The sequence below is a fragment of the Achromobacter sp. JUb104 genome (assembly GCF_024806975.1).
Classification (GTDB): domain Bacteria; phylum Pseudomonadota; class Gammaproteobacteria; order Burkholderiales; family Burkholderiaceae_B; genus Achromobacter; species Achromobacter spanius.
In genome coordinates this window covers 135,894-154,428 of sequence record NZ_JANUEY010000002.1, presented here as the reverse complement: position 1 = coordinate 154,428, position 18,535 = coordinate 135,894, and the positions used below count along the sequence as shown (strand labels likewise).

Sequence of the window (18,535 nt, the reverse complement as noted above, 5' to 3'; positions counted from 1 at the left end):
GTCGGCATGCCTGAGTTGCCTACCTCTACACGCCCAGATAGCGCGTCAGTTGTTCCGGTTGCCGGGCCAGCGACGCGCTATCGCCGTCTTCCACGATCAGCCCTTTTTCCATCACCAGGCAGCGGTCGGTGTGTTCAAGCACCGCGCGATAGTTGCGGTCCACGATCAACGTAGACATCCCCGTCGCGCGAATCTCGCGGATGATGCGCCAGATCTCGGCCACGATCAGCGGGGCCAGCCCTTCGGTGGCTTCATCCAGAATCAGCAGGTCGGGGTTGGTCATCAGCGCGCGGCCAATGGCCAGCATCTGCTGTTCGCCACCCGACAACTGCTGCCCTCCATGGCCCAGCCGTTCGCGCAGCCGAGGAAAGGTGTCCAGCACGCGCGTATAGGTCCAGGCGCGCTTGCCACCTACGCTGGGCCGCGCCGCCACTTGCAGGTTTTCACGCACGTTCAGATTGGGGAAAATGCCGCGCCCTTCAGGCACGTACGCGACGCCCATGCGCGCAATGGCATGGGCCGGCGCGCGGGTGCAATCGCGACCAGCCACGCGCACCTGGCCGCGCGTGCTTTTCACTTGGCCCATCAGGCTGCGGATCAGCGTGGTCTTGCCCATGCCGTTGCGTCCCACCAGCCCCACGGATTCACCCGGGGCGATGTGCATGTCCACGCCGCGCAGCACATGGCTGGCGCCGTAGTACACATGCAGGCCGCCCGCTTCGATCAAGGTGTGCATGCGGGGTCTCCTTGGGTGTGGCCGGGGCGGGTGTCTTCGCCCAGGTAAGCCGTGCGCACGTCCGCGTTGGCGCGAATGTCGGCGGGCGGGCCGCTGGCGATGGCGGTGCCGTTGACCATCACGGTGATGGTTTCGGCAATGCGGAACACCGCGTCCATGTCGTGCTCCACGAGCAAAATCGCGTGGCCTGCCTTCAAGCTTTGCAGCAGGTCCAGAATGCGGTCCGTTTCTTCCGGTCCCATGCCGGCCAAGGGTTCATCCAGCAGCAGTACCTGGGGTTCGCCTGCCAGGCACATGGCGATTTCAAGCTGGCGCTTGCGGCCGTGTGGCAGCAGGCCGGCGGGGCGCGCGGCGTCGTCCGCCAGCCCCGTGCGTTCCAGCGCGTGATGCGCCAGTTCCGCGCTGCGCCGGCAGTCAGATGCCGGACGCCACCAATGCCAGAAGCGCTGGCGCGCCGCCTGCGCCGTCAAGCGACAGTTCTCGAACACGCTCAGTTCGGGAAACAGCGTCGAACGCTGGTAGCTGCGGCCCAGTCCGGCACGCGCCCGTTGCGGCTGGCGCCAGGGGGTGATGTCGCGTCCGCCCAGCATCACCTGGCCGCTGCTGGGCGCCAGTTCGCCCGACAGGATGTTGATCAGCGTGGACTTGCCCGCGCCGTTGGTGCCGATGACGGCATGCACCTGGCCACGCGCCAGTGCTAACGATACGTCGTTGACGGCAGTCAGCCCGCCAAAGCGGCGTGTGACGCCGGTGGCGGCAAGCAGGCAATCAGACATGGCGTTCTTCCTGGATGGGCAGACGGGCAGCGGAGCGCATGGAGGCGGAAGGGGAAGGGGAGGCGGAAGGGGCCAGGGCCTGTGTGCCGGCGCCGGAGGCCGCATGCGCGTTGGCGGCGCGTGCCTCGCGACGCTGGCGCCATTGCGCGGGCAGGCCCGCAATGCCATTGGGCAGCAGCGCCACCAACGCAATGATGGCAATGCCCAGCGGCAGGTGCCAATGGCGTGCGTAGTCGCCAAACAGCGCCTGCGACTGGAACAACTCTTGCATCAGCACCAGCGCCACCGTGCCGATCACCGCGCCGCCCAGGCTGGCCATGCCGCCCAGGATCACCATCAACAACACCAGGCCCGATTGTTCCCAAGCCAGCAGTTCCGGAGTGACAAAGCCGTCTTTCAGCGCGAACAGAAAGCCCGCCAGGCTGGCCAGCGTGGCGCCCACCACGTAGGCGGTCAGCTTGTACGGATACGTGGAATAGCCGGCCGCGCGCATGCGTTGTTCGTTGATGCGGATGCCGGCCAGTGCCGCGCCAAAGGGCGACCGCCGCAGCAGCGCCAGAAAGCCCCAGGTCAGCGCCAGGCAGGCCAGCACGAAGAAGTAGAAGGTGGTGGCGTTGCTCAGGTCGAACGGCATCCAGCCCGCTACCGACAGTTCAGGACGGAAGTACAGGTAGATGCCATCGCTGCCGCCGCCGAAGTCGGTGTCGTGGAAAACGTAATAGGCCATCTGCGCAAAGGCCAGCGTCACCATGATGAAGTACACGCCGCGCGTGCGCAGCGCCAGCGCGCCGGTCACCAACGCATAGGCCGCCGCCGCCAACATGGCCGCGGGCAATAACCACCACAGGTTGCCCGCCTGGGACTCGGGCGACAGCAGCGCCGCCGCATACGCGCCAATGCCGAAGAAGGCGGCATGCCCCAGGCTGACCAGCCCCACGCCGCCCACCAGCAGTTGCAGGCTTAGCGCGAAGATGGCGTAGATCATCACCTTGATGGCCAGGCCGGTGTAGTAGTCGCTGCCACTGTAGGCAAACGCGGCCAGTGCCAGCAACGTTGCAAGGGGAAGAAATCTCTGCATGGCTAGCCCTGTTTGAACAGCCCTTCGGGCTTGCATAGAAGAATGAAGGCCATCAGCAGGTACACCAGCACGCCCGCGGCGGACGGGAACAGCACCTGGCCGAAGGTTTCCACAAAGCCCACCAACATCGCGGCCAGGAACGCGCCGCGTATCGAGCCGATGCCGCCTATCACCACCACCACGAAGCAGATGATCAGCACCCCGTTGCCCATGCCGGGATACACCGACGACACGGGCGCGGCAATGGTGCCGGCCAGCGCGGCCAAGGCCACGCCGGCCGCGAACACCAGCCGGTACAGCTTGTTGACGTCGATGCCCAGGGATGCCGTCATTTCGCGGTTGCTGGCGCCGGCGCGCAGCATCATGCCCAGCCGGGTACGCGAAATAACCCAATACAGCAGCAGCGCCACCGCAATGCCTACAGCCGAGATGAACAGCCGATACACCGGATACGTCATCACGCCGCCCAGCGAGATACTGCCTTGCAGCCACGCGGGCAGCGGCACGCCGTGCACGTCGTTGCCCACCAGGATGCTGCGCAGTTCCTCAAAGACCAAAATCAGCCCATAGGTCATCAGCACCTGCTGCAAGTGGTTGCGGTGGTACAGGTAACTGAAGAACGCCGCTTCCAGCACATAGCCCAGCACCCCGGCCAGCAGCACGCACACGGCCAGGGTGGCGATGAAGCCGCCACCCAGCCAGCGGTCAACCAGCGGCCCCAGCGCAAACGCCATGTAGGCGCCGATCATGTAGAAGCTGCCATGGGCCAGGTTGATGATGCCCATGATGCCGAAGATCAGCGTGAGTCCGCTGGCCACCAGGAACAGCAGCAAGCCGTACTGGAATGCGTTCAGGCTTTGAATAAGCAGGATGCTGATGTCCATGGGGCGTCCTTATGGCCTGGGGGCGTCAGAGCTTGCAGCCGCGCGCGGGGTCGGCCAGCTTTTTGGCGGCGACTTCGACGACCTTGTTCTCCAGGCCATCCACCCGGCGCAGATAGATGTCCTGCACCGGGTTGCCCGCGGCCGACAGCGTGAAGGGGCCGCGCGGGCTGTCCACGGTGGCGCCGCGCATCGCCTGGCGGAAGTCCGCCTTTTTGGCGAAGTCGCCCTTTACGGCCGACAGGCCCGACTGCATCAGTTGCGCGGCGTCGTAGCCTTGGACGGCGTACACGTCAGGCTGCACCTTGTAGTTCTTGGCGTAGTCGGCGCGGAAGGCGTTGTCGCGCGGCGTGTTCAGGCCGTCGGCATAGTGCAGCGTGGTCAAGAGGCCTTGCGCCGATGCGCCTTGCGCCTGCAAGGTGCCGTCGGTGAGGAAGCCCGAGCCGTACAGCGGAATGGTCTTGTCCAGGCCCGCGGCGTGATAGTCCTGCACGAATTTCACCGCGCCGCCGCCCGCAAAGAAGGTGAACACCATGTCGGGCTTGGTGGCCGCGATGTCGGTCAAGAGCGATTGGAACTCCACGTTGGGAAACGGCAAGCTCAATTCCTTGACGACCTTGCCGCCCGCTTTCTCGAAGCCTTCCTTGAAGCCGCCAATGGCCTCGTCGCCCGCGGCGTATTTCCAGGTGATGGTGACGGCGGTCTTGTGGCCCTTGGCGTAGGCCACGGGGCCCATGGCATAGGCCGGCTGCCAGTTGGTGAACGATGTGCGGAAGATGCCGGGGCCGCACAGCGGGCCGGTGATGGCGTTGGCGCCCGCGTTGGTGACGATCAGCGTGGTGTCGCTGTCTTTCGCGGCCTTGGCCAACGCCATCGCCACGCCAGAGTGCACCGTGCCGATCAGCACGTCGACCTGGTCGCGCTTGATCAGGCGGTTGGCGTTTTCAGCGGCCTTGGCGGGGTTGGACTCGTCATCCACCTTGAAGTATTCGATCTCGCGCCCACCCAGCTTGCCGCCTTGTTCGGCAACGTACAGCTTGAAGCCGTTTTCGATGGCGTTGCCCAGCGCGGCGTAGGTGCCGCTATAGGGCAGCATGAAACCGACTTTGATCTTGTCGGCGGCCTGCGCGCCGGTGGCGGCAAACGTCAGGGCCGCGGCAATCGCAGCCCGGGTCAGGGCGTGGTTCATGGTTTGTCTCCGTGCTTTGTCATGGGCTGGCACAAGGCCGGCCGGGTTTAACCAACGCGCCGACAATGCCGGCGAGGGGGATTCATAGCGTTGCTTCTTCCAACTGACGCAGCCGGAAGCGTTGGATCTTTCCCGTGGCCGTCTTGGGCAGCTCTTCGGTGAAGTTGATCTGGCGCGGATACTTGAAGGGCGCCAGATGCTGCTTCACATAGCTTTGCAGCGCGGCGCCGGTCTGGGCGTCAGGCTCGAAGCCGGGGCGCAGCACTACGTAGGCCTTGGTCTTGACCAGGCCGTCGTGGTCCGGCACGCCGATCACGGCGGCTTCCAGCACGGCCTCGTGCTGCACCAGCACGTTTTCTACTTCCACCGGCGACACATACTGGCCGCTGACCTTGATCATGTCGTCGCTGCGGCCGGCGTAGGTGTAGTAGCCGTCGGCGTCACAGGTGTATTTGTCGCCGCTTTTCAACCAGTCGCCCAGAAAGCACTGGCGCGTCTTGTCGCGGTTGTTCCAGTACATCAGCGCGGCGCTGGGGCCTTTGATGTAGAGGTCGCCGATGGTGCCGGCCGCCACGGGCGCGCCGCTGTCGTCGCGCAACTGCACTTCATAGCCCGGCACGGGTTTGCCGGTGGTGCCGTAGCGGATCTGTCCGCTTTGGTTCGAAATGAAGATGTGCAGCATCTCGGTGGAGCCGATCCCGTCCAGGATCTCGCAGCCAAAATGCCGCGTGAAGCGTTCGCCGATGTCGCGCGGCAAGGCTTCGCCGGCCGACGTGCACACCCGCATCGACACCTGCTCGCGTGGCGGCAGATCGGGCGACGCCAGCATGCTGGCGTACAAGGTGGGCACGCCGTAGAACACGGTGGGGCGATGCCGCGTCAAGCGCTGGAACACGGCCTGCGGCGTGGGGCGTTCGCCCATCAGGATGACGGTGGCGCCAACCGACAGCGGGAAGGTCAGGCCGTTGCCTAGACCGTACGCAAAGAACAGCTTGGCGGCGGAAAACACCACGTCATCCTCGCGGATGCCCAGCACGGGCTTGGCATAGAGTTCGGCCGTGTGCCAAAGGTTGCCATGCGTATGCACCACGCCCTTGGGCTTGCCGGTGGAGCCCGACGAATACAACCAGAACGCGATCTCGTCGGATAGCGTGCGCACGGCGGGGGCCAGCGGCGCGGCGGCCAGCAGGGAGTCGAAGTCCTGGACGGGGGCGGGCAGGGTGCCCACGGGGTGCGCATTGTTGGGTTGCGCCGTATTGGGCTGTGCAGTATTTGGCTGTGCAGTATTTGGCTGTGCGTTGTTTGGCTGTGACACGACCACGTGTTCGACGTCGCCGGGCGATTGGGCCAATGCCGCCTGCAAGGCCGGCAGCAGCGCGCCCGAGACAAACACGGCGCGCACGCGGCTGTGCGTGATGATGTAGGCGTAATCGTCGGGCGTCAGCAGGGTGTTGACGGCCACGGGCACCACGCCGGCATGTAGCGCGCCCAGGAAGGCTACGGGCCAGTCCACCGTGTCCTGCATCAGCAGCAGAATGCGTTCTTCGCGGCGCAGTCCCAACTGCCGCAAGGCGCCCGCCATGCGCGCGACCCGCTCGGCCAGTTCGCCGTAGCTAAGCTGGCGGCTGTCGTCGATATAGGCGGGCTTGGCGGCGCGAGCGGCGTTCAGGGCAGCCAGATGGCTGGCGAAGTTGAGTTCGGCGGGGCAGGTGTTCACGGTTGTCTCCTGATGTCCTGGTGGGGGCGCGCCATGGCTGTGTTTTTTTGGTTGCCATGGCGGGTGGGCGTCGGCGTCAGCCGTCGGGCGGTGTGAACGCGATGGCGCCGCCGGGCAGCAGGTACAGCACCAGCGCGCGGCCTTGCGTCACGGTGGGGCGGTGTGCGCTGCCGGGGCCGTAGACCAGCCAGCCGGCGCCATGGCCGTCAAAGCGCGCGTCGGCGGTAAGCGGCATGATCAGGTCTATCTCGCCATTGGGATGCGCGTGATGCGGGCCGGCCAGGTCGTTCATGTCGACCACGTCCACCGAACAGCCGGCCAGGTCTTCCGCCGGCTTGATGACGCGCCCGTAGCGGATGCCGCCGCCTTCGCGGTTGCACATCCAGCCGTCGGCCACGCCCTGCCTACAGGCGGCGAAGATGTTCTGATACAGCGCGCTGCCGGGGCCGGCCTCGCGGTTCAGCATCGCCTGCAAGCCGTCATCCAGCGGCTGGTTCGCCACCAGGCGCGTGGCCTCGCGCATCAGGGCATGGAATTGATCTGGCGTGCTCACCGGGACTCCTCCTTTACACTGTCGGCGCTTTGGAAGCGGCATGAATTGGAATGCTGCTTTGTTGCGCGATGACGGCTTGGAACTGCTTGGAAGGAAAAATAGTGCTTCCATACGAAAGGGTCAAGCACTATAGTGCATAAAACATCGCGTATCAGGGTATTTGCGGAGTCAGCCAAACATGAATCAAGCGCTAGATACGGCGCCATCCGAACCCAGGCGGGAAGCTTTCCTGGTGGCATTGGGCGAGCGCGTGCGCCGCCTGCGAGCCATACGCGGCATGACCCGCAAAAGCCTGTCGCAGGTGACAGGGGTGTCGGAACGGCATTTGGCCAATCTTGAACATGGGGTGGGCAATGCGTCCATCCTGGTGCTGCTGCAGATTGCCCGCGCCTTCAATTGCGCGCTGGCTGAACTGGTGGGCGATGTCACCACCGAATCGCCCGACTGGCTGCTGATCCGCGAATTGCTCAGCGGCCGCACCGAATCCGATCTGCAACGCGCACGCGAAGCCTTGACGCAACTGTTTGGCGTGGGCGCGGGCGCGCAGCGGCCCAACCGCACGCAGCGCGTGGCGCTGATCGGCCTGCGTGGCGCGGGCAAGTCCACCTTGGGCCAGATGCTGGCCGACGACCTGGGCTACCCCTTTGTCGAACTCAACCGCGAGATCGAGCGCGTGGCGGGGTGCAGCATCCTGGAAATCCATAACCTGTACGGCCCCAACGCCTACCGCCGCTACGAACGGCGGGCGCTGGAAGAGGCCGTGCAGATCTACCCGGAAATGGTGCTGGCCACCCCCGGCGGGCTGGTGTCCGAACCGGCCACGCTGAACCTGCTGCTGGCGCACTGCTACACGGTGTGGCTGCGCGCCACGCCCGAAGAGCACATGGGCCGCGTCATGGCGCAGGGTGATTTCCGCCCCATGTCGGGCAATAACGAAGCCATGGCCGACCTGAAACGCATCCTGGCCGGGCGCGAGGCGTTCTACGAGAAGGCCGACCTGACCTGGGTCACCAGCAACCTGGAAGTGCAGGAGAGCTTTGCCGGCCTGCGCACCCAGGTTCGCAAGGCCTGCGGCCTGCCGCTATAAAACTGCACTTTTCTGCATGTCTTGCTTGACGTGCCTTTTTGCCTGAACTAATCTGCACAATAATTCATGTGATGCAGTATTTTTCCTGTCCAGGCAGGGCGTACGAGGAGACACACGATGAGCAGCACCGCAACTGGGGCGGAATCCCGGCTTGAAGTTCGGCCAGAATCTCTGGCAGAGGCCCGCGTCGATTTCCGCACCCAGCCCGACCAATACCGCCATTGGCGCCTGTCGTTCGACGGCCCCGTCGCCACCCTGGCCATGGATGTCGCCGAAGACGGCGGCCTGCGCCCTGGCTACAAGCTCAAGCTGAATTCCTACGACCTGGGCGTGGACATCGAACTGCACGACGCCCTGCAACGCATCCGCTTCGAACACCCCGAAGTGAAAAGCGTGGTCGTCACCAGCATGAAAGACCGCATCTTCTGTTCGGGCGCCAATATCTTCATGCTGGGCTTGTCGTCGCACGCCTGGAAGGTGAACTTCTGCAAGTTCACCAACGAAACCCGCAACGGCATCGAAGATTCCAGCCGCCATAGCGGCCTGAAATTCATCGCCGCGCTGAACGGCGCCTGCGCGGGCGGCGGTTACGAGCTGGCCTTGGCCTGCGATGAAATCCTGCTGGTGGACGACCGCTCGTCCTCGGTGGCGCTGCCCGAAGTGCCGCTCTTGGGCGTGCTGCCCGGCACGGGCGGGCTGACGCGCGTGACCGACAAGCGGCGCGTGCGCCATGACCATGCCGATATCTTCTGCACGCTGGTCGAAGGCGTGCGCGGCCAGCGCGCCAAGGACTGGCGGCTGGTGGACGACGTGGTCAAGCCCGCGCGCTTTGAAGAGGCCGTGCGTGAACGGGCCATGGCGCTGGCCGAAGGCAGCGACCGCCAAGCGAGTGGGCCCGGCATTGCGCTGACGCCGATCGAACGCACCGAAGGCGCGAACCATTTGTCGTACCGCTACGTGGATATTCAGGTTGACCGCGACAAGCGCCTGGCAACCTGGACCGTGCGCGCGCCGGAAGGCGAGGCGCCATCCGAATTGGCGGACATCCTGGCCGCTGGCGCCGCGTGGTGGCCCTTGCAGATGGCGCGCGAATTGGACGACGCCATCTTGACGATGCGCACCAACGAGCTGGACATCGGCACCTGGATCTTCAAGACCGAAGGCGACGCTGCGGCCGTGCTGGCGGCCGACGCCGCGCTGCAACGGCACGCCGGCAACTGGTTCGTGCGTGAAACGGCCGGCATGCTGCGCCGCACGCTGGCGCGTCTGGACGTCACGTCGCGCAGCCTGTTCGCGCTGATCGAACCCGGCTCCTGCTTTGTGGGCACCTTGCTGGAACTGGCGCTGGCCGCCGACCGCAGCTACATGCTGGATAGCGAAGCGGATGCGGACGTTGATGCACCTGCGGCGCAGATCGTTGTGGGTGAACGCAACTTCGGCGCCTATCCGATGGTGAACGGCCAAAGCCGCTTGCAGCGCCGCTTCCATGAAGAGACCGAGCCGCTGGAAGCCGTGCGCGCCCGTGCCGGCCAGCCCCTGTCCGCCATCGACGCGCTGAACCTGGGCCTGGTGACCTACGCACCGGACAGCATCGACTGGGACGACGAGGTGCGGATGATGCTGGAAGAACGCCGCGCGCTGTCGCCCGATGCCTTGACCGGGCTGGAAGCCAACCTGCGCTTCGGCGGAAAAGAAACGATGGAAACGCGGATCTTCGGGCGTCTGACGGCTTGGCAGAACTGGATCTTCAACCGCCCCAACGCGGCCGGCGACAAGGGCGCGCTAAAGCTCTACGGCAAGGGCGAGCAGGCTGCGTTCGACTGGAAGCGGGTCTAAGAGCCGGTCTTCGAAGCCGAGCCGGAAAACAAACAAGGAGCGAGACAATGTCTGGAATCAACTACACCGATAAGATCCCCAATAACGTCAACCTGTCCGGCGATCGCACCTTGCAACGCGCGCTGGAACATTGGCAGCCCAACTACCTGCAATGGTGGCAAGACATGGGGCCTGACGGCTCGCATGGCTTCGACGTGTACCTGCGCACGGCCGTCAGCGTGGAACCCGATGGCTGGGCCAACTTCGACCACGTGCGCATGCCGGATTACCGCTGGGGCATCTTCCTGGCGCCGCAGGACGGGCAGCGCAAGATCCACTTCGGCGAGAACATCGGCCGCGACGTGTGGCAGGACGTGCCTGGCGAACACCGCGCCAACCTGCGCCGCATCATCGTCACGCAGGGCGACACCGAACCCGCATCGATCGAACAACAACGTCACCTGGGCCTGACCGCGCCGTCGCAGTACGACCTGCGCAACCTGTTCCAGATCAACGTTGAAGAAGGCCGCCACCTGTGGGCCATGGTGTATTTGCTGCATCGCTACTTCGGCCGCGATGGCCGTGAAGAGGCCGACGCGCTGTTGCAGCGCACGTCGGGCGATGCCGACAACCCGCGCATTCTGGGCGCCTTCAACGAGAAGACGCCGGACTGGCTGGCCTTCTACATGTTCACTTACTTCACCGACCGCGACGGCAAGTTCCAGTTGTGTGCGTTGGCGGAGTCCAGCTTCGACCCGCTGGCGCGCACCACCAAGTTCATGCTGACCGAAGAAGCGCACCACATGTTCGTGGGCGAATCGGGCATTTCGCGCGTGATCCAGCGCACCTGCGAAGTGATGAACCAACTGAAGACTGACGACCCGCAAAGCGTGCGCGCGGCCGGCGTTATTGATCTGCCGACCATCCAGCGCTATCTGAATTTCCACTACAGCGTCACCATCGACCTGTTCGGCGCGGACCAATCTTCCAACGCGGCGATTTTCTATGGCTCGGGCTTGAAGGGCCGCTATGAAGAGTCCAAGCGCACCGACGACCACCAGTTGAAGAACGACACTTATCGCGTGTTGACCGTGAACAACGGCAAGCTGAACGAGGTGGAAGTGCCCATGCTGAATGCGCTGAACGAAGTGCTGCGCGATGACTTCATCCGCGATTCGGTCGCGGGTATTGGCCGCTGGAACAAGGTCATCGAAAAGAGCGGCATCCCGTTCCGCCTGCAGGTGCCGCACAAGGCGTTCAACCGGCAGATCGGCACGCTGGCCGGCATCCGCATGTCGCCCGAAGGCGAGATCGTGTCCGAAGCGCAATGGCAGGCCAACAGCCACAAGTGGCTGCCCACGCCCGAAGACCGCGCGTTTGTCGCGTCGCTGATGGGGCGGGTGACGGAACCCGGCAAGTTCGCCAATTGGATCGCGCCGCCCGTCATGGGCGTCAACCGCCAGCCGGTGAATTTCGATTACGTCCGTTTCAACTGAAGGCGACGGGGCGGCGCGCGAGTGCCGCCCGCCCGCGCATTGGGAAGACCGCGATGAACGCTCCCTTACCCGCACAGGTGCTCAAGCAGCACCTGATCGACCCCGAGATCTGCATCCGCTGCAACACGTGCGAAGAGACCTGTCCGGTTGACGCGATCACGCACGATTCCAACAACTATGTGGTGGACCCCGACATCTGCAATGGCTGCATGGCCTGTGTGCCGCCGTGCCCAACGGGCTCGATCGACAACTGGCGGCTGATGGTGCGCAGCGAAGCGTATTCGGTGCAAGAGCAATTCGGCTGGGAAGAGTTGCCCAAGGAAAAGGCGCTGCCGGTGGTGGAAGAGGCCACTGCGGCGGGGCTTTCTGGCGCTGCTTCCGATGATGCCTCCGATGATGCTTCCGAGGGGGCGGCGCCGCCTTCCGCGCAAGCGGCCTTCACGCTGCCGGGTGCGTCCGTGCCGCCGTGGTCGGCCGCGCATCCCTACGTCAATCTTTACACGCACAAGGCGCCGATGACGGCGACCGTGGTTGGCAACTATCGCGTGACGGGCGCCGATACGGAAAGCGATATCCATCACATCGTGCTGGACTTTGGCGAGCTGCCGTTTCCCGTGCTGGAAGGTCAGTCCATCGGTATCCTGCCGCCCGGGGTGGACGCGCAAGGCCGGCCGCATCATGCGCGCCAGTACTCGCTGGCAAGCCCGCGCGACGGCGAACGCGCGGGCTACAACAACCTGTCGCTGACGGTTAAGCGCGTGACCGAGGACCACGGCGGCGCGGCGGCACATGGCGTGTGTTCGAACTATTTGTGCGATCTGGCCAAGAACGACACGGTGCAGGTCATAGGCCCCTTCGGCCATACGTTCCTGATGCCGAACCACCCGCGCGCGAACTTGATCATGATCTGCACGGGCACGGGTTCAGCGCCGATGCGCGCGATGACCGAGCGCTACCGACGGCGTATGGATACGGGCGAAAACGGCAAGCTGATGCTGTTTTTCGGCGCGCGCACCGAACGCGAACTGCCGTATTTCGGACCGCTGATGAAGCTGCCGCGCGACTTCATCGACATCAATCTGGCGCTGTCGCGCGAGCCCGGCCAGCCCAAGCGTTATGTGCAGGATTTGATCCGCGATCGGGCAGGGCAGGTGCGCGATTTGCTGGCCGACCGCAACACCTGCATCTATGTGTGCGGCTTGAAAGGCATGGAAGTCGGCGTGCTGGACGCATTGCGCGATGTGACGATGCAAGCGGGCCAGGATTGGTCTATCCTGCACGATGTGCTGCGCCGCGAAGGGCGCCTGCATTTCGAGACCTATTAGCGTCATTCACAAGCGTGACATACGTGAAAAGCACGGCGCGCCTTGAGCGCGCCGTTTGTTTTTCCGGGGGGAAAAAATAAATGAAGTTCGCTGAATTCAAAGACGGCATGTTGATCAAGGCCGGTCCAGTCACCATCACGGAAGCCGAGATCCTGGAGTTCGCCCGCAAGTACGATCCCCAGTGGTTCCACACCGACCCGCAACGCGCGGCGGAAGGCCGCTGGGGCGGGCTGATCGCCAGCGGGTGGCATACGTGCGCGCTGGCCATGCGCATGGCGGTGGACGCGGCGTTGCATGATTCGGAATCGTTCGGTTCGCCGGGCTTGGGGGAAGTGCGCTGGCGCACGCCGGTGCGTCCGGGCGATACCCTGCGTTTGGAGGCGCGTGTGCAAGGGGCAAGAACGTCGTCGTCACGCCCGGATCTGGGGATTATCACGTGGTCGTGGACGGTGATCAATCAACACGACGAAGGCGTGCTGGAAATGGACGCGACGAGTCTGTTTGATTTGTCGGGGGAGAATTAGGCGGGGATGGGATGATGGGTGATGGGTGATGGGTTTGCGCTTTTGGCCGACGCATCGCGCGCCGCACCGCGTTGTAGGATGGGTGGAGCGCGGGAATGTCGGGGCAAGGACCCTGTCGTGTATCGCGCGTAACCCATCAACCGGCGCACCCAAAAAAAATCCCGCTTTCATCGCGAAAGCGGGACTTTTCATTCAAGCCTGACCAGCGATCAATAGAACGCCTGGATGCCCGTTTGGGCGCGGCCCAGGATCAGGGCGTGCACGTCGTGGGTGCCTTCGTAGGTGTTGACCACTTCCAGGTTCACCAGGTGGCGGGCCACGCCGAATTCGTCGGAAATGCCGTTGCCGCCGAGCATGTCGCGCGCCAGGCGGGCGATGTCCAGGGCCTTGCCGCAGGAATTGCGCTTCATGATGGACGTGATTTCGACGGCTGCGGTGCCTTCGTCCTTCATGCGGCCCAAACGCAGGCAGCCTTGCAGGGCCAGCGTGATTTCGGTTTGCATGTCGGCCAGCTTCTTCTGGATCAGCTGGTTGGCGGCCAGCGGGCGGCCGAATTGCTTGCGGTCCAGCGTGTACTGGCGAGCCGTGTGCCAGCAAGCTTCAGCGGCGCCGACAGCGCCCCAGGCGATGCCGTAGCGGGCGGAATTCAAGCAGGTGAACGGACCCTTCAGGCCGGACACGCCGGGCATCATCTGGTCTTCGGACACTTCCACTTCGTCCATGACGATTTCGCCGGTGATCGACGCGCGCAGGCCGACCTTGCCGTGGATGGCCGGGGCCGACAGGCCCTTCATGCCCTTGTCCAGAATGAAGCCGCGGATCTTGCCGTCGAAGTCGCCGCCCACGCACTTGGCCCACACCACGAACACGTCAGCGATCGGCGAATTCGTGATCCACATCTTGTTGCCGGAAACCTTGTAGCCGTCGGACGTCTTGACGGCGCGCGTTTCCATGCCGCCGGGGTCGGAACCGTGGTTGGGTTCGGTCAGGCCGAAGCAGCCGATCCACTCGCCGCGAGCCAGCTTGGGCAGGTACTTCTGCTTTTGCGCTTCGCTGCCGAATTCGTTGATCGGCACCATCACCAGCGACGACTGCACGCTCATCATCGAGCGGTAGCCGGAGTCGATGCGTTCGACTTCGCGGGCGATCAGGCCGTAGCTGACGTAGTTCATGCCGGCGCCGCCGTATTCTTCAGGAATGGTCGCGCCCAACAGGCCCAGTTCACCCATTTCCGAGAAGATTTCCGGATCGGTCTTCTCGTTGCGGAAGGCGTTCAGCACGCGGGGGGCAAGCTTGTCCTGCGAATAGGCATAGGCGGCGTCGCGCACCATGCGTTCTTCTTCGGTCAGTTGCTGGTCCAGCAACAGGGGATCTTGCCATTGAAAAGAAGGATTCGAGGACATGCTGGGTCTCCGCTATGGATCCGTATTCGGAATCTAGAAAGTTTAAACCTAAAATAATTCGGGCGGCAAGTTCGGGTTTCCGAGGGCGGCGCGACTGGGCGCGCCGCCGTGTTTGCCAGCCCGATCGGGAGTTCAGTGCTGAGCTTTCAGCGCCGCGTCGCGGATCTTTTCCAAGGTCGTCGACGGGGTGATGGTTTCAGGGTCGATGAAGCAATGCAGGATGGCCGGCTTGCCGCTGGCCAGCGCGCGTTCGAACGCCGGGCCGAACTGTTCGGTGGTTTCGACGCGCTCGCCGTGGCCGCCGAAGGCGCGCGCGTAATCGGCAAAGTCCGGGTTTTTCAGTTCAGTCGCGGACACGCGGCCGGGGTAGTGCTTTTCCTGGTGCATGCGGATGGTGCCGTACATGCCGTTGTCCACCAGCACCACGACGATGGGCAGGTCGTACTGGACGGCGGTGGCGAATTCCTGGCCATGCATCAGGAAGCAGCCGTCGCCGGCAAAGCAGACAACCGTCTTATCGGGCCACACGCGCTTGGCGCCCACTGCCGCGGGCAGGCCGTAACCCATCGAGCCCGACGTCGGCGCCAATTGCGTGCCAAAGCGCGTGAAGCGGTGGAAGCGATGCAGCCAGGTGGCGTAGTTGCCCGCGCCGTTGGTCATGATGGCGTCGGCCGGCAGCGTCTTTTCCAGATACGCCATCACCTGGCCCATTTGCAGCGCGCCCGGCGTCGTGACGGTTTCCGGGTCGCTCCACTTCAGGTACGACTCGCGCATGGCCTGCGTGCCTTCCGCCCACACGGGCTTGGCGGGCGCCTTCAGGCTGCCCAGCGACTCGGCGAATGCGGAGGGCGACGTGTTGATGGCCAGCGTGGCGCGATAGACGCGGCCCAGCTCGGCGGTGTCGGGATGCACGTGCACCAGCTTCTGCTTGGGCACCGGAATGTCCAGCAGCGTATAGGCCTGGCTGGGGTTTTCGGACATGCGGCCGCCCACCAGCAGGATCAGGTCGGCATCGGCCACGCGCTTGAGCAGCGTGGGGTTGATGCCCAGGCCCACGTCGCCGATGAAGCAGGGGTGATCAGCCGGGAACAGCATCTGGCGTCGGAACGACACCGCCGTGGGCAGCGCATGGCGCTGCGCGAAGTCGGAAAACTGCTGCACCGCGCGGGCATCCCAACGCGTGCCGCCCAGGATGGCGACCGGGTTCTTGGCGTCGGCCAAGAGCTTTTCCAGGTCGGCCAACTGGCCGGCCGTGGGCGCGGATTCAATCAATTCATAGCGCGGGGCGTCGGCCACCTTGGCCGCTTCCACCAGCATGTCTTCCGGCAATGCGATCACGACAGGGCCGGGGCGGCCGGACGTGGCGATGTGGAACGCGCGCGAGATCAGTTCGGGAATGCGTTCCACCTGATCGATCTCGGTGACCCACTTGGCCTGCGTGCCGAACACGGCGCGGTAGTCCATTTCCTGAAAGGCTTCGCGCTCGCGCATGCCGCGTTCGATCTGGCCCACGAACAGAATCAGCGGCGTGGAATCCTGCTTGGCGATGTGCACACCGGCCAGCGCGTTGGACGCGCCCGGGCCACGGGTAACCATGCAGATGCCGGGTTCACCGGTCAGCTTGCCGTGGGCGTCGGCCATCATGGCAGCGCCGCCTTCCTGGCGGCACACGGTAACTTTGATATCCGCGTCGTGCAGGCCGTCCAGCACCGCCAGATAGCTCTCGCCCGGAACGCAGAAAACGTGTTTGACGCCCTGGGCGACCAGTTGGTCGACCAGAATGTGACCGCCAAGGCGGGAATCTTGCTGAGACATGGTGGGGTGTCGTGGGTAGCCGAGGATAAGACCTTTGAGGATATGTGCCCTGGCCGCACAACGCAATTGATAAAATTGCACAATCTATTGATTCCCCGGCACGTAGTGCCCGTTGGCTTTCAGGCAGTTTTGCTCCATGAGAAACGGCATTCCCAACTTGACCGCCCTGCAGGCGTTCGAGGCATCGGCCCGGCTGGGCAGCTTTTCCCGCGCCGCCGAAGAACTGTCCCTGACACATAGCGCCGTCTACCGGCAGGTGGCCAGCCTGGAAGCGCGGCTGGGCGTGCAGTTGTTCACGCGCGTGCGGCGGCGCATTGTGCTGACCGATCACGGCGCCGAATACGCCGGCCGGATCCGTCACCATCTGGATCAGATCGAAAAAGACACCTTTGGCCTGGTCAGCCGCACGGGCATGGGCCGCAGCATTCACATTGCGGTGGTGCCCACGCTGGCCACCACCTGGCTCATCCCGCGCCTGGCGGACTTCCAGAATGCGCACGCCGACATCACCGTCAGCCTGTCGGTGCGCACCCTGCCGTTCCAGTTCAAGGACCAGCCGTTTGACGGCGCGCTTTATCACGGCGACGGCTTGTGGCCCGGCACCCAGGGCGGGTTGCTGTTTCCCGAGCGTGAACTGGTGCCCGTTTGCGCCCCCGCGCTTGCTGCGCGCGCCGCCAAGACGGCCGAGGCCGGCGTCAGCGTGCTGGCCGGCATGACGCATTTACACCTGGCCTCGCGGCCGGACGCCTGGCGCCAGTGGTACGCCGCCAACAACCATCTATATGGTCCCCAGGCCGCGGGCGGCCCGCGTTATGAGCTTTTCACCATGGTGATGGCGGCCGTGCAAGCCGGCTTGGGCGTGGGGCTGATGCCGCGCTTTCTGGCCCAACCCGCGCTGGATCAGGGCACCTTGGCCATGCCGGTGCCGCAATCCCTGACGGTCAGCCAGGGATATTACTTCGGCTATCCACAGCGCAGCGAGCGGTCGGATGCGCTCAAGCTCTTCGAAACCTGGCTGAAGTCCGCGGCGGCGGGGGTGGGGGAACGATGAAGACAATGACGAAGGGAACACCGAGGCAAACAGCGAAGGAAGCGCCGCAGGGCATGACGACCGCCCGCCCGGCGCTTGCCTCCCAAGCCGATATCGACGCTTTCATCGACGCCGTGTGGCTGGAAGACGGCCTGTCGGCCAACACGCTGGCCGCCTACCGCCGCGACCTGACCGGTTTCGCCCGCTGGCTGGAAGACCCGGAAGCCTATGCCCGCGAAATGGCCGATCGCCATGGCGATGCGGCAAGCGCCCAAGCACTGCCCGTGGGGCCGGCCAAACTGCTGTGCGACGCGCAAAAGGCCGACATCGAAGCCTGGTTCTCCTTCCGCCACGAAGAAACCCGCGCCACCACCGCCAACCGCCGCCTGGCCGCGCTGCGCCGCTTCTTTGCCTGGGCGCTGCGCGAACATCGCTCGGAACGCGACCCCTGCCTGACCCTGATCGCCGCCAAGCAGCCGCCGCGCCTGCCCAAGACCCTGTCCGAGCAACAAGTGGACGCCTTGCTGCGCGCGCCCGACGTGACGCAGCCGCGCGGCCTGCGCGACCGCGCCATGCTGGAAACGCTGTACGCCACCGGTTTGCGTGTGTCCGAATTGGTGGGCGTGCGCGCGCTGGACGTCAGCCTGAATGAAGGCGTGGTGCGCGTGGTGCTGGGCAAGGGCGGCAAAGACCGCCTGGTGCCGCTGGGCGCCGAGGCGGCCCACTGGATCGACCTGTATTTGAAGACCGCGCGCCCCGAACTGGCGGCCGGCCGCCAGAGCGATGCGTTGTTCATCACCGGCCGCGCCGAGGCCATGTCGCGCCAGGCGTTCTGGCAGTTGGTAAAGAAGTACGCCTTGCTGGCCGACATCCACGCGCCACTGTCGCCGCACGTCTTGCGCCACGCCTTCGCCACGCACCTGCTGAACCATGGCGCCGACCTGCGCGTGGTGCAGATGCTGCTGGGCCACGCCGACATTTCCACCACGCAAATCTATACCCACGTCGCGCGCGAGCGCCTGAAGGCGCTGCACGCCGCGCACCATCCGCGCGGCTAGACGCCCGCGACGACGTTCCCTTTATTCATTCTGATCCTTCATTCTGATCCGG

16 protein-coding genes are annotated in these 18,535 nt (G+C 64.6%); 7 read left to right on the top strand and 9 right to left on the bottom strand.

Translation table 11 applies throughout. The annotated features are described in order from the left end of the window. Positions 1-25: 25 nt before the first annotated feature. The 7 genes from M2361_RS12610 to M2361_RS12580 form a co-directional block, all read right to left on the bottom strand. On the bottom strand, positions 26-736 hold the full coding sequence (locus M2361_RS12610; RefSeq protein WP_259249394.1) for an ABC transporter ATP-binding protein: 711 nt from the start codon (positions 734-736) through the stop codon (positions 26-28). Beyond that, a complete protein-coding gene (locus M2361_RS12605; protein ID WP_259249393.1) occupies positions 724-1,512 on the bottom strand; it encodes an ABC transporter ATP-binding protein in 789 nt (262 codons plus the stop codon). The genes M2361_RS12610 and M2361_RS12605 overlap by 13 nt, the downstream gene beginning before the upstream one ends. Beyond that, the gene (locus M2361_RS12600; RefSeq protein WP_259249392.1) at positions 1,505-2,590 is read right to left on the bottom strand and encodes a branched-chain amino acid ABC transporter permease; all 1,086 of its coding nucleotides are present in this window, start codon (positions 2,588-2,590) and stop codon (positions 1,505-1,507) included. Before M2361_RS12600 ends, M2361_RS12605 begins: the two co-directional genes overlap by 8 nt. Before the next feature lie 2 nt (positions 2,591-2,592). Beyond that, positions 2,593-3,474 carry a branched-chain amino acid ABC transporter permease gene (locus M2361_RS12595; protein ID WP_259249391.1) on the bottom strand — a complete coding sequence of 294 codons (882 nt, stop codon included), beginning with the start codon at positions 3,472-3,474 and terminating at the stop codon, positions 2,593-2,595. 25 nt (positions 3,475-3,499) lie between these two features. Next, positions 3,500-4,660, bottom strand: a complete 1,161-nt coding sequence (locus M2361_RS12590; protein WP_259249390.1) for an ABC transporter substrate-binding protein — start codon at positions 4,658-4,660, stop codon at positions 3,500-3,502. 82 nt (positions 4,661-4,742) lie between these two features. Beyond that, a complete protein-coding gene (locus M2361_RS12585; protein ID WP_259249389.1) occupies positions 4,743-6,377 on the bottom strand; it encodes a benzoate-CoA ligase family protein in 1,635 nt (544 codons plus the stop codon). A gap of 76 nt (positions 6,378-6,453) precedes the next feature. Further along, positions 6,454-6,930 (bottom strand): DUF4863 family protein, encoded by a 477-nt coding sequence (locus M2361_RS12580; RefSeq protein ID WP_259249388.1) that lies wholly within the window; start codon positions 6,928-6,930, stop codon positions 6,454-6,456. Between the two features lie 178 nt (positions 6,931-7,108). Here M2361_RS12580 and M2361_RS12575 point away from each other — a divergent pair, with 178 nt between their 5' ends. The 5 genes from M2361_RS12575 to M2361_RS12555 all read left to right on the top strand — a co-directional run bounded on the left by M2361_RS12575 (position 7,109) and on the right by M2361_RS12555 (position 13,177). Then, positions 7,109-8,017, top strand: coding sequence for a helix-turn-helix transcriptional regulator (locus M2361_RS12575; RefSeq protein ID WP_259249387.1), 909 nt, complete (start codon positions 7,109-7,111; stop codon positions 8,015-8,017). 117 nt (positions 8,018-8,134) lie between these two features. Next, positions 8,135-9,853: a 2,3-epoxybenzoyl-CoA dihydrolase gene (gene boxC / locus M2361_RS12570; RefSeq protein WP_259249386.1), complete on the top strand. Its 1,719-nt coding sequence runs from the start codon at positions 8,135-8,137 to the stop codon at positions 9,851-9,853. A 47-nt stretch (positions 9,854-9,900) separates the two neighbouring features. Beyond that, on the top strand, positions 9,901-11,328 hold the full coding sequence (gene boxB, locus M2361_RS12565) for a benzoyl-CoA 2,3-epoxidase subunit BoxB (RefSeq protein WP_100854903.1): 1,428 nt from the start codon (positions 9,901-9,903) through the stop codon (positions 11,326-11,328). A gap of 53 nt (positions 11,329-11,381) precedes the next feature. After that, positions 11,382-12,653: a benzoyl-CoA 2,3-epoxidase subunit BoxA gene (boxA, locus tag M2361_RS12560; protein ID WP_259249385.1), complete on the top strand. Its 1,272-nt coding sequence runs from the start codon at positions 11,382-11,384 to the stop codon at positions 12,651-12,653. Between the two features lie 80 nt (positions 12,654-12,733). Continuing rightward, the gene (locus tag M2361_RS12555; protein ID WP_259249384.1) at positions 12,734-13,177 is read left to right on the top strand and encodes a MaoC family dehydratase; all 444 of its coding nucleotides are present in this window, start codon (positions 12,734-12,736) and stop codon (positions 13,175-13,177) included. 209 nt (positions 13,178-13,386) lie between these two features. Here M2361_RS12555 and M2361_RS12550 read toward each other — a convergent pair whose 3' ends face one another. Together M2361_RS12550 and M2361_RS12545 are read right to left on the bottom strand one after the other, a co-directional pair. Continuing rightward, entirely contained in the window at positions 13,387-14,580 is a 1,194-nt protein-coding gene (locus tag M2361_RS12550) for an acyl-CoA dehydrogenase (RefSeq protein ID WP_259249383.1), read from the bottom strand. A 132-nt stretch (positions 14,581-14,712) separates the two neighbouring features. Next, positions 14,713-16,395 (bottom strand): thiamine pyrophosphate-binding protein, encoded by a 1,683-nt coding sequence (locus M2361_RS12545; protein WP_259249382.1) that lies wholly within the window; start codon positions 16,393-16,395, stop codon positions 14,713-14,715. 136 nt (positions 16,396-16,531) lie between these two features. Here M2361_RS12545 and M2361_RS12540 point away from each other — a divergent pair, with 136 nt between their 5' ends. Together M2361_RS12540 and xerD are read left to right on the top strand one after the other, a co-directional pair. After that, positions 16,532-17,446: a LysR substrate-binding domain-containing protein gene (locus M2361_RS12540; RefSeq protein ID WP_259249381.1), complete on the top strand. Its 915-nt coding sequence runs from the start codon at positions 16,532-16,534 to the stop codon at positions 17,444-17,446. 53 nt (positions 17,447-17,499) lie between these two features. Then, on the top strand, positions 17,500-18,483 hold the full coding sequence (gene xerD / locus M2361_RS12535) for a site-specific tyrosine recombinase XerD (RefSeq protein ID WP_259249380.1): 984 nt from the start codon (positions 17,500-17,502) through the stop codon (positions 18,481-18,483). Positions 18,484-18,535: the final 52 nt, after the last annotated feature.